At 62.9% G+C, this 15,152-nt stretch carries 12 protein-coding genes; 4 read left to right on the top strand and 8 right to left on the bottom strand.

What is annotated here, in order from left to right; all coding sequences use genetic code 11:
• Positions 1–539 precede the first annotated feature (539 nt).
• The gene (locus IEY07_RS21210; protein ID WP_229670463.1) at positions 540–1,433 is read left to right on the top strand and encodes a ferritin-like domain-containing protein; all 894 of its coding nucleotides are present in this window, start codon (positions 540–542) and stop codon (positions 1,431–1,433) included.
• 198 nt (positions 1,434–1,631) lie between these two features.
• Complete coding sequence (locus IEY07_RS21205) at positions 1,632–3,044, top strand: Nramp family divalent metal transporter (RefSeq protein ID WP_308422966.1); 1,413 nt, start codon at positions 1,632–1,634, stop codon at positions 3,042–3,044.
• Between the two features lie 51 nt (positions 3,045–3,095).
• On the opposite strand, the gene IEY07_RS24375 is transcribed toward IEY07_RS21205, so the two are convergent.
• From IEY07_RS24375 to IEY07_RS21165, 8 genes are all read right to left on the bottom strand, one after another.
• Positions 3,096–3,431, bottom strand: a complete 336-nt coding sequence (locus IEY07_RS24375; RefSeq protein ID WP_229670462.1) for a HoxN/HupN/NixA family nickel/cobalt transporter — start codon at positions 3,429–3,431, stop codon at positions 3,096–3,098.
• 463 nt (positions 3,432–3,894) lie between these two features.
• Complete coding sequence (locus IEY07_RS21195) at positions 3,895–4,656, bottom strand: GAF and ANTAR domain-containing protein (protein ID WP_188897630.1); 762 nt, start codon at positions 4,654–4,656, stop codon at positions 3,895–3,897.
• A 1,127-nt stretch (positions 4,657–5,783) separates the two neighbouring features.
• On the bottom strand, positions 5,784–7,151 hold the full coding sequence (locus tag IEY07_RS21190) for an ROK family transcriptional regulator (RefSeq protein ID WP_229670461.1): 1,368 nt from the start codon (positions 7,149–7,151) through the stop codon (positions 5,784–5,786).
• Positions 7,148–8,401: an enolase C-terminal domain-like protein gene (locus IEY07_RS21185; RefSeq protein ID WP_188897627.1), complete on the bottom strand. Its 1,254-nt coding sequence runs from the start codon at positions 8,399–8,401 to the stop codon at positions 7,148–7,150. Before IEY07_RS21185 ends, IEY07_RS21190 begins: the two co-directional genes overlap by 4 nt.
• Before the next feature lie 64 nt (positions 8,402–8,465).
• Complete coding sequence (locus tag IEY07_RS21180) at positions 8,466–9,347, bottom strand: NAD-dependent epimerase/dehydratase family protein (RefSeq protein WP_188897625.1); 882 nt, start codon at positions 9,345–9,347, stop codon at positions 8,466–8,468.
• On the bottom strand, positions 9,344–10,360 hold the full coding sequence (locus IEY07_RS21175) for a carbohydrate ABC transporter permease (RefSeq protein ID WP_229670459.1): 1,017 nt from the start codon (positions 10,358–10,360) through the stop codon (positions 9,344–9,346). The genes IEY07_RS21180 and IEY07_RS21175 overlap by 4 nt, the downstream gene beginning before the upstream one ends.
• Positions 10,306–11,256 (bottom strand): carbohydrate ABC transporter permease, encoded by a 951-nt coding sequence (locus IEY07_RS21170; RefSeq protein ID WP_229670457.1) that lies wholly within the window; start codon positions 11,254–11,256, stop codon positions 10,306–10,308. The genes IEY07_RS21175 and IEY07_RS21170 overlap by 55 nt, the downstream gene beginning before the upstream one ends.
• Positions 11,257–11,258: 2 nt before the next feature.
• Positions 11,259–12,659, bottom strand: a complete 1,401-nt coding sequence (locus tag IEY07_RS21165) for an extracellular solute-binding protein (protein WP_188897621.1) — start codon at positions 12,657–12,659, stop codon at positions 11,259–11,261.
• 738 nt (positions 12,660–13,397) lie between these two features.
• Here IEY07_RS21165 and IEY07_RS21160 point away from each other — a divergent pair.
• On the top strand, positions 13,398–14,174 hold the full coding sequence (locus IEY07_RS21160; protein ID WP_188897619.1) for a hypothetical protein: 777 nt from the start codon (positions 13,398–13,400) through the stop codon (positions 14,172–14,174).
• A gap of 247 nt (positions 14,175–14,421) precedes the next feature.
• The gene (locus tag IEY07_RS21155; RefSeq protein ID WP_188897617.1) at positions 14,422–15,141 is read left to right on the top strand and encodes a sortase domain-containing protein; all 720 of its coding nucleotides are present in this window, start codon (positions 14,422–14,424) and stop codon (positions 15,139–15,141) included.
• The last annotated feature ends 11 nt before the right edge of the window (positions 15,142–15,152 follow it).

Genomic DNA, 15,152 nt, shown 5'->3' with positions numbered 1-15,152 from the left:
GACCTCGAACACAGTTGATGGCATACACCATCATCCCACACTGTAAACGAATTAATGACGCGCAACACTAGTTCGAAGCCAACCGGTTTTCGGATTAGTGGGATGCTGATCGACCGAAAATCCGGTTCTGTTCGGTAACGGAACTGATCGTCCGACAGCACGCGTGGACCACGTCCCGTGGCCCTCGCCTCATCGGGAGGTTGACATCATCGGAAGGTTGAGTTGAGTCGTAGCTGAATCTGCAGGAAGCGAGATGATTCCAAGCTGCCGTGTCATCGGCAGGATTCACACGGCCACCAGGAGCCGCCGGGCTGAAGTCGCCGCGCTACGTCGAGTGGCTTGTGCACCTCGTTGATTGCGCCTTTCGAGTGATGTGGTCCCCGGGGCTGCGTTAGGGCGAGGCAGTCAAGTTTTCTTGATGCGCACCAATCCGTTGGGCTGTCGGCTCCGAATAGGTAGGTAGGTACGGGATATCGACGTCTCGGACCCATCGACCCGGAGAGGGGTGTGCTGTGTTCGGACGTAAGACTGTGATGAGCATGGTTGATCAGAGTGCGGAGAATCCCAGCGAGCGACGCAAGTTCCTCCGTTCGGCCGGGCTTGCCGGCCTGGGAACCGTTGGCGCGGTAGCAATGCTGCGTAGCGGCAGCGAGGTGGCGGAGGCGGCACCGAACGACGGAACGGTGTTGAACTTCGCATTGAATCTGGAGTATCTGGAGGCGCAGTTCTACTCGCATGCGGTGCATGGTCATGGCATCGATTCCTCGTTGACTGATGGCAAGGGTGACCATGGCAAGGTCATCGGCGGTCATCAGGTGCCGTTCCAGACCAAGCGGATCCGTCAGTACGCCGAGGAGATCGCCGGCGACGAGTTGCATCACGTCAAGTTCCTCCGCAAAGCGTTGGGTGGGGCCAAGGTGGCTCAGCCGACGCTGGATCTGAAGTCCAGTTTCACCGCCGCAGCGCAGGCCGCCGGCGTGATCAAGAAGGGTCAGTCGTTCGACCCGTTCGCCAATGAGGACAACTTCCTGTTGGGCGCCTACATCTTCGAAGACGTCGGCGTCACCGCCTACAAGGGCGCAGCGCCACTGATCAGCAACAAGACCTACCTGAGCGCTGCCGCCGGCATCCTCGCCGTCGAGGCCTACCACGCCGCAACGATCCGCACCTCGCTGTACGAGCGCGAGCTGTACATGCCGGCCCGCAAGATTTCGGCAGCCCGCGACAGTCTCGACGGCAAGACCGACGACGACAAGGGGATCCACTGGAGCGGCGGATCCAACATCACCCCGACGACCGGGCACGCGATCGCTTACGGCCGTACCCCCGGCGCCGTCTTGAACGTCGTCTACCTCAACCCAGGCAAAGCCAGCAAGGGCGGCTTCTTTCCCCACGGCGTCAATGGCGACGTCAACACCAGCGCCAGCCACTGACCCGTCTCCCCGACCTGTCGACCCGACGTGTCGCCCACCCCTTCCATGTCTGCGGTGCAGGCTCTCCTCTCTTGCCGCCGGTGTCGGCTTGGGCATCGCCGTCCGGGCGAAGGCAGAGCGTCAACAGGCAGAGCGGGGAAGGGGCGGGCGGCGCTCCACCGACGCCCGCACAATCGATGCTGATCATGGTTGGCGTCCATGGAGAGATCGACGGAGAGGTCGATGGAGAGATTGACCACGTCCGAGCCGGCACGACTGCTGGGGTCCGTGTCCGGCTCGGACCAACGGTCCGACCCGTCCACACGCCGGACCAGTAAGCGAAGAAGCGACCAACGACGCGAGCAGCACGAGGCAAGGCGGCGAGACGAACAGCCCGCCTCGGCCGCGCGCGGCCTGCCCGGGCGTGGACGGTTGGTGTGGTTGTTAGGACCAGCATTCGTCGCGGCAATCGCCTACGTTGATCCCGGCAATGTTGCGGCCAACCTCACTGCGGGTGCCGCGCATGGATATCTGCTGGTCTGGGTGCTTGTCCTGGCCAACGTGATGGCCGTCCTGATCCAATATTTATCAGCGAAACTGGGACTGGTCACCGGACAGACCTTGCCGTCTCTGCTCGGCACCCGACTGGGCCGCCGGTCCCGGCTGCTGTTTTGGATCCAGGCCGAACTCGTCGCCGCCGCAACCGACCTGGCCGAAGTGGTCGGCGGCGCACTCGCCCTGCAGATCCTGTTCGGCCTCCCGCTGCCGGCCGGTGGATTGATCGTCGGCCTCGTCTCCCTCGGCCTTCTCGCGGTGCAGTCACGACGCGGGCAACGGCCATTCGAATTCGTCGTCATCGGCCTACTCGTGGTGATCACTATCGGATTCACCGCCGGCCTGTTCGTCAGCCCCATCAACTGGCACCAGGCCAGCACCAGCCTCCTGCCCCGCTTCGACGGCACCCCAACCGTTCTGCTCGCCGCCAGCATGCTCGGCGCTACCGTGATGCCACACGCGATCTATCTCCACTCCGGCCTCGCGAAAGACCGTCACGGCAGCCGGATCGCTCGAGATCGAATCCCGCGCCTCCTCCGGGCCAGCCGCCTCGACGTCATCCTCGCCCTTTTTCTGGCGGGCAGTGTGAACATCGCCATGTTGCTCCTGGCCGCCGCGAGCCTTCCCGGACACGGCGGTACCGACACCATCCAAGGCGCCCACCACGCAATCCAGACTGCACTTGGCCCTGGTGTCGGGATCATATTCGGAATCGGTCTCCTGGCCTCCGGGCTAGCCTCCACCTCGGTCGGCTCCTACGCCGGATCAACGATCATGGCCGGCCTGCTCGCCCTCAAAATCCCGCTCATTTGGCGGCGGATCATCACTCTGATCCCGGCACTTATCGTGCTAACCATCGGCTTCGACCCCACCCGGGCGCTCATCCTCAGCCAAGTCCTGTTGAGCATCGGGGTCCCGTTCGCGTTGATCCCACTCGTCGCCTACACCAGCCGAGCCACCATCATGGGGTCCTTCGCCAACCCCCGCCCATTGACGATCGCGGCATGGATCATCACTGCAGCGATCATCGCCCTCAACCTCACACTCATCGGTCTCACCCTTACTTCACACCGCTGACAGCTCACCCGACCGAGACCGGACTCTCGCCTGAGCGTTGAGAGTCGGGGTCTATTCGGTGGGTGCTGAGCCGGTGGATTGCCAGCGGTCTTCGACTTTGGCGACCTCGGGCGCTGGATCGCCTTGGTCACTCCGCCGTGGATCCGGGCGACGCAGCCACGATTCTGTAAGTGCTCTTCCAGTTCGTCTTCGCCGAACCCGGCCGTGCCTGAGTCCTTGGAAGACGCGGACGATCCCGATCAGGGCGAGCAGGTTCAAGAATCCGATCACGTACGGGAACATGCCGGAGCTGAGGGTGCCGATCAGCCCAAGGGTTTGGTGTGCGGTCGAATCGTCGTTGACCAGATTGCCGACGATGTGGGCACCGGCCGCGACCAGGGCTGTCATCGCGAACACGATCGTGGAGTGGCCCATCGCGAATCAGAAGCCGACCGATTTGGGACGTTTCCCGTCGCGCGGAGTTTGCGAGTGGTGTTGTCGATAGCTGCGATGTGGTCGGCATAAAGGCGTGCCGCAGACAGTAGGTGTAGGCGATGACACCCAGGCCTATATCGAACACCTGGATGCCCAAGCTGTAACGGTGCGGTGCGACGACACCGAAGAGAACCCCGAACCCGACAACGTGCATCAGCGCGATGAACCCCAGCACGCTGCCCGCTTGCAGGAGTCCCGTCGCGTCCAGGTCGTCACGCTCTCGCGACCATTCCTGTCGGGTGTGCTGGCATGGCGGAGCAAGTCCTAGGAACTACGTGCGGCCGTACTCCGCAGCTACCCAGTCCACTCCGGTCCACTCACCAGCGGAATATTCCAGCGTTGATGGCGACTCCTCACACCACACCACGTAACCGCGCTATCGGTTGTCGTCCGGCTCGTCCGGGCTCACTGGGCTGAGGCCGAGGGCTTGTTCCAGATCAGCTGCCGGGTCACCAGGGCCTGGATCGGGAATGCCGCCGGACTCGACCAGATGTTCGGCCAGCTCGCGGAGCTTGATGTTGCGGGTTTGGGAATAGCGGCGCAACAGCTCGAATGACTGATCGAGAGTCAACCCGAACCGCTGCATCAACATCCCCTCGGCAACACCGATCGTCTGCCGCGATCGCGCGGCCGCCCGCAACCCTTCCTCGACCCGCACCGCCGCCAACGCCTGGGACGCGTGCCGGGCGAACACGCTGGCGATCCCCAGATCAGTCGAATCAAATCCTGTCGGCCGATCAGCGAACAGGTTCAACGAGGCCACTATCGGCTGCCCCGCCACCTCCAGGCGCACCGCCAGCATCGACTTGATACCAAGATCAGCCGCCGCCCTCCCCCAGGTCGGCCACCGCAACTCGGTGCCCAGGTCGTTGACAGTGATGGTCCCGAGGTCCCAGATCGCGTCCAAGCACGGACCCTCACCAAGCTCGTTCTCCAACTCTGCAGCCTGCGCCGCGACCGAATCGGTAGCTGACGGCGTGGTCAGCCGACCATTGGAATCACGGAGCGTGATCGCGCAATGATCACACGGGTCGACCGCCTGTACCGCCCGCTCGACAATCCGATCCAAGGTCGGCTGCTCACGATGCTCACCCTGCAATTCCGCGGCCAGTTGGGCGAAGTCTTCGGCGTACTTCAACGAGTTCTCCTCGATCCTCACACGCCCTCAACCCTCAAAAACGACTCCTCAGAAACGGCGGCTCGAATGATCGCTGCCCCGCCCCGAGACTACCCTCACACTTACGCCTGACGTCCCCGTCTAGGAGTCGGCCTGATGCCAGCCGATGGAGATGGAGCACCATTGGATGTGTCGACGTTGAGGACAGGGGCAAGACTGTTTACCAGATTCACGAAGACCACCTGCCCAGGGGAAGATCATCACGGCTCACCATGCGGCCCGGCCCGGCGGATCCGACTGCCCGACCCGTGCCGGCACCGTTCTTGGAGTACCCGCCACGGATGCTCGATTCGCGCATTCTGAGTGTTTGTTTCGGCTCTGGGTATTCCTGTAGGTAGGGCAAGGGGCCCGAGTGGACGAGGCATCCCGGAATCCAATCCCCTTCCTCACGTACGCAGAGGCGCCTCGTCCCACACCGTCCGCCCGTCCGGATCACGTGGATCCCCCGACCAGGATCCGGCGGGCGGGCATCTCTGTCCAAGGGAACCGCCCACAGCAGCAAGAATCCCGAGGGTCGCTGTTCGGAGTTGCATCGCCGGGGGGCGGCAATCGCCCTTGAATGTGGCTTGCCCCCCCACAAACAAGTTCGGAGTCCGGAACCACAGCACGTCACATCCAGGCTGAGCCCGTCGGGGCGGTGCGTGACTTTGGCTTCCACGTCGGGGGTGCGTCGCACGGGGCGCTCGATCAAGAGCGGGACGGTCCGTAAGGTGATGTCATAGCTGGAGCGCGTCGCGGAGGCTTCGACGCTGCGCACCAGCGACGCCAGACGGCCTCGCCGTGGAACGGGTGGCGGATGCCGTCGACTGTGCGTTCATCGCCGACGCGCGGGATTAACGTGTGCCAGCCGCCGCAGTGCCGGCGGTGCCACTCAGTCGAGGAACTGTCGGCGGGATAGTCCTCGGTCCACTGTTCACCGGCCCATGGAGTATGGAAGAGGAACTCCGTGTTGCTTTGTACGTGCCGCAGCGACGCGATCCGTGCTCCGACGGAATCGACCCCGCACCCGACGACGCCGTTGGTGAGTTCGACCGAGTCGGCGTTACTCGCCACCCTGGCTCCGGAGGTGCTGGCGCACGTGTGTGTGATCATGGTCTTGCCGCCCGGCCGGCGGACGGGGTGAACGCTTCGTGGAAGATTGTTGAGGCCGCGCCGAGCGCGCCCACCTCGTTGAGCAGTGATCGTTCGACCGCGACCTGCCGGGCAGCGTGAGCGGTCGGCGCGGTATTCACCGCACGACTGATCGCGGTCAGCATGATTTCGGCCAGTTCGGGCTCGAAAGCGGGGCCACCGACGACGACAAGTGGTAGATCCAGCAGATCGATTAGCGCGACGGCGCCGACACTGATGACGTCGGCGATTTGGCGCGCGGCGGCCACCGCGGCTGGGTCACCTGCGCCGACCTCGGCGCACATTTCCCGGTAGCTGGTGGCCGTTCCGCGGTATCCGAGCTCTTTGGCGATCGCGGGGAGCGCCAGCGTCGGATTGCATTCGCGGACCAGCTGTGGCTGGCCGCTGGCATCGAGATTTCCTGTTCGGATCGCGCAGAGCTGTCCGAACTCGCCGGCATTGGAGCTGACACCTCGATATGCGTCGCCGTTCAGAACGAGTCCGGAACCGATCCCGGTGCCGAAGTAGAGGAAGGCGAAGTCACCCGAGCGTTGCGTGCGGCCGATCCACCGCTCCCCGATTGCCGCGGCCTGCCCGTCTTTGTCGACCACTACGGGGCAGTTCAACCGTTCTGCTAGGAGCTGGCGTAGTGGAACATTCCTCCAGGCCTCCGACAGCGGAAGATCAAGCAATTCCCCGTCGGGAGTGATCGGCCCGGGGGTGGCTACGCCCACACCGAGAAATGATGCCGGGGCGATCGCCGCGGCTCGGATCATCGCGGCAATTCGTTTGTCGATTTCCGCGACCAGCCGGCTGGGCGAGGTTCGAGCTGTAAGGCTGAGCCGGCGCCGCTGGATAACCTCTCCGTCCAGGTCGGCGAGGACACAAGTCAGTGACTCTGGGTCCACCAGGACGCCCGCTGCGTAAGCGGCCTCGGCGCGGAGGCGGACGGGTGTGCGGGGCTTGCCGAGCCGCTCGGCTCGTTCCTGCTCGGCCTCTGCGACCAGTCCGCGGTCCAGCAGGGTCCGCAGGATCCGAGAGACCGCCTGCTGGGTGAGACCTGTTTGTTCGCTGATCTCGGTTCGACTGATGGTGCCGGCCTGCCGAATGGTCTCGATGATCCGATACTCGTTGAATAAGCCGAGGTCGTACTGGTTTGCGCCTTGATAGGCGGCTGCTTGGGCGCCGCGGTCGCTAATGCGTGCAACTCGTCCAGTGGTCAGCCGGCGCAGAACGGGCTGCGGCGTCGTCGGCTCTTGGAGTGCGCTGAAGCCTTGACCTGATCGACCCGACGGGCCGGATCGCATTGCTTCGACTGGGCCACCGGCGTCGCGCGCCTCGATCATGGGGCCTCCAATGTCCCGTCCGGGCGACGCGCACCCGCCGCCCAAGCGTCATGTCCGGACAACTCGGCGGGGAAGCGAGCCGCAGCGTCCTCATCAATGTCGATGCCCCAGCCGGGCGCGTCGTTGGGTGTTAGCCACCCTTGTTCGATCCGAAGCGTACCGGGAAACACCTGGTGAGTGGCGTCGTTGTAGACGTGACCCTCTTGGATCCCGAATGCCGGCGAGCTCACGTCCAGAGCGACGTTCGCCGCGGCACCGATCGGCGAGGTGTCGCCGGGACCGTGCCAGGCTGTGCGGACGCCGCAGAGTTCGGCCAACTCGGCCAGCTTGCGTGCCGGAGTCAATCCGCCAATGTCAGAGATGTGGCTGCGGATCAGATCGACCCCGCCGTCACGTACCAGGTGAACGGCGTCGGTCATGGATGTGGTGAGCTCGCCGACCGCGATCGGTACGGGGCTGGCTGCGCGCACCTCGGGCAATCGGTCCCACAGCTCGGGAGCTAACACGTCCTCGAGGAAAAACAGCCGGTAGTCTTCCAACGCCCGGGCCAGCCAGATGGCCTCTTTGGGCGTCAGTCGCGAGTGCACATCGTGCAACAGCTCGATGTTGTCGGGTAATTCACGCCGTGCTGTCGCGAACAGCTCGGGTACTCGCCGCAGATAGTCGCGGGCACTCCAGCCGTTCGGGTACGGAGCCTCCGGATACTCCCCCGGTAAAGCCGGCGCGCCATAGCCTCCGCCGCCGGGGGTGGAGATCTGCAGCCGGACGTAGCGCTGGCCGCGGTCGATCAACTGGTGCGCGTGCTCGATGGTCGCATCGATGGTCGACCCGGAGGCGTGCAGGTAGGTGTCCGCCTTGGCGCGGACTTTGCCGCCGAGGAGCTCGTAGACCGGGAGGCCTGCGCGTTTGCCTGCAATGTCCCACAGCGCCTGATCGACACCAGAGATCGCATTGTTGGTGATCGGGCCGCCGCGCCAATACGCGGTAAAACCGATCAGCCGAGTCAGGTCTGAGATGTCGCCGGGGTATCGGCCCACCAAGAGCCGTGAGACATGTTCGTCCACGTAGGTTTGCACTGCCTTCCAGCGCTGCGTGAAGGTCGCACAGCCGAGTCCGTAGAGGCCGGGGACGTCGGTGTCGATCCGGACGACGACGAGCGCTGTTCCCTCAGGTGCGGTAGTGATCGCGCGGACGGAAGTGATCTTGATGTTCTCCCGCGGCGGCCACGGGTTGGCAAAGGTATCGATCATGATCGTGTACAGCTTCTTTCAACGAGGTCCGACGGCTGGTTGTGACGTGGTCATCGGGCCAGGACTACGGCAATTCGCGAACTTCCAAGTCGAGTTCGTGTCTGGCCTGAAAGCCGATCAGCTCCCGTGCTGGCGTGAGGTCGATCGGCACCTGCCTGCCGACGAATTCGACCAGCCGAGGCACCCCGGATGCATAACGATCCAGCAGCTGGTCGGTCTGGTAAGGAACGCTCGTTCGATCGGCAGCTAGGTAGAACGCATATGCTCCGTGGGTGTTGGCGAGCAGTCCCAACTCGATCGCTCGCGCGGCGTCTCGTACGTCGAGGTAGGACCATCCCTCGGTGAGGCCTCGCCGCGGATCCATGCTGAGTTGATCACTGGCGGTGCGCAGCGCATCAGCGGTATTCGTGTGGGGAAAGCGAAGCGTGATTACGTCCATCCCCCAGCGTCGGTTGACCATTCGGCTGGTGTTCTCGTCGTTGTACTTGGACAGCGAATACCAATCCGAGACATCAGCGGGCATGTCAGTGTCGATCGGGAAGTACGCCGGTGTGGCATCCTCGCGATTGCCCTGCGGTAGCCCGTAGCGGTTGATGCTTCCCGCCACCACAGTGCGCTTGACGCCTCGCTCTGCGGCTTGCGCCAACACGTTGTAGGTGGAGACCACATTCGTGCTGTAGACCTGGAACCCAGGTGCGATGTCTCGATGTGCCAGCGCCGCTAGGTGAACGACCAAGTCGACTTCTCGCAAGGCATCGGACACGGTGCTCTCTGATCGAGCATCACCGACGATGACCCGATCAGCAACCAGCTCGGCATTCGGGCGATTCGAAAGAGCCGCCACCGAAGCGCCAGAGGCCTTCAGCCGCCGGACAGTCTCGATCCCGATCCGTCCTGAGCCGCCGGTGACCAGCACCCGGGTACCGGCCAGCTTTCCACTTGTCATCCCTTGATGCCTCCGACCGATCCGACGCCGCGGAGGAACTGCTTCTGGAAGATCAAGAACACCACCACCGGCACGATGGTCGTGAGAAACACGCCGGCCAACTGGACCGCGAACGGTGTTGATCCGGACGACAACTGTTCCAGCGCGACCGAGGCAGGCTGGAGGTTGGCGTTGGACAGCACCAGCATCGGCCAGAGGAAGTCCTTCCAAGAGGCGACGACTGTCAGCAGGGCGACAACGCCGAGGATCGGTCTGGAAAGCGGAATGATCAAAGTGAGGAAAATCCGCACCGCGCCGGCTCCGTCGATCGAGGCCGCTTCGATCAGATCCCGCGGAATCGAGTCGAAGAACCGCTTGAGTACTACGACGTTGAACGCGCTCGCGGCCGAAGGAAGCCACACGGCCCAGAACGTGTTCTGCAGATCGACCTTGATCACCGGCATGTCCAGGATCGTCAAGTACAGCGGAACCAGCGAGATCACGCTCGGCAGGAACAGCGTCGCTAGCACCGCGCCATTGATGACCGGACCCCACTTAGGTCGCAACACGCTGAGCAGATAAGCGCCGGTCGTGCTGACGAACAGCGTTGCGACAGCACAACCGACCGCCAGGATGACACTGTTCAACAGCGCGTGACCGATCTGGGCTCCCTTCCACGCCTGTCCCAGATTCTCCCAATAGGTTGGCGTAAACCAGATCCCCATCGGATCGGAGATGATGCTCTGACTACTCGACACCGCAGCCTTGGCCGACCACACCAACGGCCCAAGACCAGCGACTACCAGTCCGACCAGAGCAAGACCCTGGACTATCCAGAGCACGGCCCGAACGCTAGGCCGCTTCCGATCTGCTGCGGAGATGGCACCCCGCTCTTTCGGCTCGACCTGCTGGCGTCGCCGCCGCTTGAGCGGCTCCGATCCAGTAGACGGGCTCACAGCTATGTCCCGTTCGATCACTGTCACGACGAACCCCACTTCTTCGTGGCAAAGTAATAGGCAACCGACAGCAGGCACAGTGCGAATGCCAGAAGCACACTGAGCGCTGTTGCAGCCCCGTAGTCAGAGTTGACGAAGGCGTAGTTGTAGATCCTGAGCATCACCGTCTGAGTCGCGTTGTTCGGGCCGCCGCCGGTGAAGATGAACGGCTCGTTGAACAGTTGAAAGGTGCCGATCAACTGCAACAACATCATGATCAAGATGATGTTTCGCAACTGTGGCAAAGTAATATGCCAGATCCGCGACCAGATCCCCGCACCATCGATCTCAGCCGCCTCGTACAGCTCGGACCGAACCCCGGCCAACGCCGCAATGTAGATGATCGCCGTCGACCCAGCGCCCGCCCAGGTCGTGTACACCACGATCGAGGGCATCGCCATCGCACCAGAATTGAGCCAAGGATAGGGACCGAGCCCGACCCAGGACAAGATCGTGTTGAAGATCCCATTCGCAGACGGGTCGTAGAAGAACTTCCAGAGCAAGATGCCGGCGACTGGCGGCACCACTGCCGGAAGATAGGCCAGCACGTTATACAGCCAATCCCAGCGCCGCAACTCGTTGATCAGCACCGCCAGCAAGATCGGGATCGGGAAACCGAAGATCAACGCCAACACCGCGTAATAGAGGGTATTCAGTGCCGCCTTTCCCAGGCCGGGATCGGTGAGTACGAACTCGAAGTTGTGCAACCCGACCCACTGCGCCGGCCCGACATAGTTGGTGTGCTGCAAGCTGAGCACAACACCCCGAACGATCGGACCCCAGTTGAAATAGAGAAAGATCAACACCAGCGGCACGGCGAAGAACAGCGCAGCTAAACCCCCGCTGCGATACCACCGCACCACAGAGAACCGGCGCCGACGGCGATGCCGGTCCGTGAACCGGCTCGCCGCTGCCATTTCAATGGTCTTGGACATGATCAGTGACTCATCTGGCCGAGTTGACCATTGATGGTCTTCGACGCCGAGGCCAACGTCTCCGCAATGTTGGCGTTCTTGTCCGTGAGGATCTTCTGGACTACCGGGTCGAGGTCCGCGTACACCTGCTGGGCGTCGAACGGTTCCGGGACCAGCTTCAGGTTAGCGGACGTGTAGCCCGAGAAGTTCTGCAGTGGAATAGAGATGTAGGGCTTGATCCAGCCGAGATACCGCTCGTTCACGGCGTCTGAGACCGGTGGCAGGCCGGGCTCACCGGGCGGGTTGACGCTGTGTTCGTTTGCCTTCGCGTTGGCAATCGCGAGGTTCTTGTCGAAGTACTGCTGGAACTGCTCGTACTTGACCCAGCGGGCCGCGGCCAGCAGTTGGTTGGGGGTCGCCTTCGCGTTGAACATGGCAATCGTGCCACCGGTCAAGGTTCCATTGGTGCCATTGGCCTGGGGCATCGCGGTCTGACCGAAGTCCGCTGCCTTCATGCCATAGGTGAACGTCGCCTGCCCGTAGATATCCGGCGCCTGGAGCACCATGCCGATCTTGCCCGCCGAGAATGTTTGACGAATCTGATCTTGGTTGTAGAGGAACTGGCTGCCCATCGAATCGTCGTTCCAGCGCATGTCATGCAACAACTGCAACGCCTGCGTAGTAGCCGGACCGAACGTGGTTTTCGTGCCCTGATCGTTCAGCACCCTGCCACCCATGCTGTAGGTCATCGCGGTCAACATCCACCCACCGGTGTTGTTCGTAGTCAGCTGCGCATAGCCAGCAACCTTCGGCACCTTCTGATGAATGATCTTCGCGTCCCGCTGCACCTCAGCCCAGGTCGACGGTGGCTTGTTCGGGTCGAGACCAGCTTCGGAGAAGATCTTGCGGTTGTACGACAGACCCACCTGGAACAGGCCGTACGGCAATGTGTAGATGTTCCCCGCCCTATCCTCGGCCTGCTTCGCGGCCAGGGGATTGAGTTCACTCAACATACCCAGCTGTTTGAGGTATGGCGTCATGTTCGGCAACTGATGGTTCTGAATCAGCTGTTGACTATAGGTCAGCGAGACACCCATCGTGTCCGGCAGAGTGCCGGCGGCCAACTTGGCGTTAAACGTCTGCGCTTCCCACGTCTCAGTCGACGGCTTGACCGTGATGTTCGGGTACAGCTTCTCGAACGCCGCCACAGACTTCTTGAACTGCGCCACCGCAGCCGGCTCGTCAGCCGTCGGCTCATCACCAACGGTGATCGTCACCTTCGCATTCGGATCAGCCTTCGACCCTGAATCGCTCCCTCCGGAGCTTCCAGAACTCCCGGTCAACCCCGAGCAGGCAACGAGCGAAGCACTCAGCACACCAACGACACCAGCCGCGAACGCAGCCTTGAACACTTGTTTCTTCACTGAAACTCCGATTGATCTTCTCGCGTCGCCCCTCCGGCGACGACATCCAGACGGCAGCAGGACCGAGCCAGACGCCAAACCTTGCTCCGCGCCATCCGCATCAAGGGGACGCGTAGCTCCGCCGTCACCATCAGACTATAAAACCATGAGTGTTATAAAAGCCAGGCCATGTCGAGATCGTGATCTCGGAGACCCGCGGATCTGTCTCGGAGCAAGGTGAGACGTGTGCTCCCCGAGCCCTGGCCAACACTTCCGAACTCGATGGCCCGAACCACCCGTCCGCGCCCTCCGCGACCCGACTCCAAGCTCCCGCCGACCACATCCATGACCCCGAATGCCAGCTAGAACAGTTGCGGACGAACGATTGCTCGAGGCCACCACCTCGCGTCGCCAGCATGGTCCCCTGCCGCGTCACTCCCGAACCCGGCGGCAGGCCAAAGGAGCTAGACATCCTGGCCTTCGCACTGCGTTCTCCGTAGCGCTCATTCAAGCGCTCATTCAGTAGCCGCCGAACGGACCGGCCAGGATTGCGATCGAATCCTTCTCGGCTTCGGGGAGCTTCGCGCGTAGTGCTCCTGCCGGCTGTCGGCAAAAGCGAAGGCTGATCGAACTTCCAGCCTGCTGGTCCAATCCGAGCTGTTCGCGGCTCCGAACTAGATGTGTAACCAACGCCAGGGCTGGATGTTCTAGTTCTGTGAGTTGCGGCGCGTCAGCAGGCGGGCCGAGGAAGGTTTACTGATGCCCAAATCTCATAACAGGCCCCGCAAGTGGTTGGCACCGTTGGCAGTGGCAGGTGCTGCAGCGCTGACCGCGGCCGCACCATTGGCCGCCCATGCCGATTCCGGAGCTTCGTACTCGGCGACGCTGAACGCGCTCAACGGATCGGGTGGATCGGGTTCGGTATGGATCACCGTGAACGGTGACCAGGCCAAGATCACCGAGCACTGGTCCGGGCTGGCTTCCAAGTTCATGGGCGGCCCGTTCCCGCATGTGCAACACATCCACATCGGTGCGGCGGGTACCTGCCCCACGATGTCGGATGACAAGAACAACGACGGCGTGATCAGCACCCCGGAGGCAGCGGCCTCTTACGGTGCCATCGGCACGACCCTGTCGGTCAAGGGCGACACCAGTCCGAAGGCTGGCACGGATGTCAAGATCGCCCCTGGGGGTTCGAGCACCGATTATTCCCGGACAATCACTCTGGACAGCAAGACGCTGCAATCGCTGCGCGACGACACTGCGGTTGTCGTCGTCCATGGTCTTGATCCGTCCACGTTGAGTGCGAAGGCTCAGAAGGAGAAGAGCCCGCTGGTGCCGTCGTTGCCGCTGGCCGCGACCGCGCCCGCCTTGTGCGGTCCGTTGCATGCCATGCCTGCGAGCGGTCCGGATACTGGGACCGGGTCGACCGCTGGCATCGAGCACGAGGGCGTCATCGGTGGCGGTACGGCATTGCTGCTGACCGCGGGTGTGGCAGCCCTGTGGATGCAGCGTCGGACGAGCCGACAAAACTAGGCTGATACACCCGTCGTCGGCCGTTAGCCGGCCTGGTCAGAATCGGGTTCGGGCGCCCTGATCTTTCGGGTCAGGGCGCCCGATTCATCGCTGAGCGAGTCCCGCGCTGACAGACACGCACCGACAGGACCCATGATGGAGGGAGGAGACGACTATCGCAAGACAGCTGCCATCGGCAGGCAACCCTGCCAGACATGGACGGCTGCGCGGACAGCAGCCGAGCTGGCTGCTGGTAGTGATTGCTGGCGTGATCGGCGTGATCTTGATCGTCGTTGGGATAGCTGAACAGCAGTCGCCACCCAAGCTCGACGCGGCCGCGGCCGGAAGCGTCCAACCTTCCGCCACCGGTCAGCCGTTGACCTCATCGCCAGCGATGACTTCCACGTCCCGTGCAGCGGCAACCCCATCTGATTGGCCGCCCACGACAGCTGGCTCCGCGCAGTCACCCAAGCGGTCAAATGACCCGTCCTCTGCGGAACCGTCGCCGCAGGAGGCGCCGCGGGCTCGGGTTGCCTCGCCTCCGCTGCATCTGTCGATTCCGGCGATCAAGGTGGATACCGCAGTCACGTCTGTCGGAGTGACCAGCGGCGGGGCCCTGGGAGTCCCGAGTGGGGACCAGCAGAATGAGGCTGCCTGGTTTCGTGATTCGCCAACTCCGGGCCAGTTCGGCGCGTCAGTGATTGTCGGTCACATCGACACCATCCACGGACCATCTGTCTTCTACAACCTGGGCGCACTCCATCCGGGTGACACGATCGTCATTCGTCGGAAGGACCATCTGAGGATCACCTTTGTCGTCGATGGCGTCCGTCAATACCCCGATCGGACGAACCTTCCGATCAAAGAGCTCTACGGCGGCGACCCGGCTGAGGCCGATCTTCGGCTGGTGACGTGCAGCAACTTCGATCACTCCATCGGTCACTACCGCGGCAACCTGATCATCTACGCCCACGCGCAGCACACGTAACCGGCCGCGGA

Origin of the sequence: Microlunatus endophyticus (assembly GCF_014646195.1) — a bacterium.
GTDB lineage: Bacteria > Actinomycetota > Actinomycetes > Propionibacteriales > Propionibacteriaceae > Microlunatus > Microlunatus endophyticus.
The sequence above is the reverse complement of the archived record's forward strand: the minus strand, read 5'-3'. Positions and strand labels throughout refer to the sequence as shown.

Excerpts from the sequence above, each read along its gene's own strand:
- IEY07_RS21170 (WP_229670457.1), bottom strand. The coding sequence starts at position 11,256 with ATGTCCAAGACCATTGAAATGGCAGCGGCGAGCCGGTTCACGGACCGG.
- IEY07_RS21185 (WP_188897627.1), bottom strand. The coding sequence starts at position 8,401 with ATGATCGATACCTTTGCCAACCCGTGGCCGCCGCGGGAGAACATCAAG.
- IEY07_RS21160 (WP_188897619.1), top strand. The coding sequence starts at position 13,398 with ATGCCCAAATCTCATAACAGGCCCCGCAAGTGGTTGGCACCGTTGGCA.
- IEY07_RS21210 (WP_229670463.1), top strand. The coding sequence starts at position 540 with ATGGTTGATCAGAGTGCGGAGAATCCCAGCGAGCGACGCAAGTTCCTC.
- IEY07_RS24375 (WP_229670462.1), bottom strand. The coding sequence starts at position 3,431 with ATGACAGCCCTGGTCGCGGCCGGTGCCCACATCGTCGGCAATCTGGTC.
- IEY07_RS21205 (WP_308422966.1), top strand. The coding sequence starts at position 1,632 with ATGGAGAGATCGACGGAGAGGTCGATGGAGAGATTGACCACGTCCGAG.
- IEY07_RS21190 (WP_229670461.1), bottom strand. The coding sequence starts at position 7,151 with ATGATCGAGGCGCGCGACGCCGGTGGCCCAGTCGAAGCAATGCGATCC.
- IEY07_RS21180 (WP_188897625.1), bottom strand. The coding sequence starts at position 9,347 with ATGACAAGTGGAAAGCTGGCCGGTACCCGGGTGCTGGTCACCGGCGGC.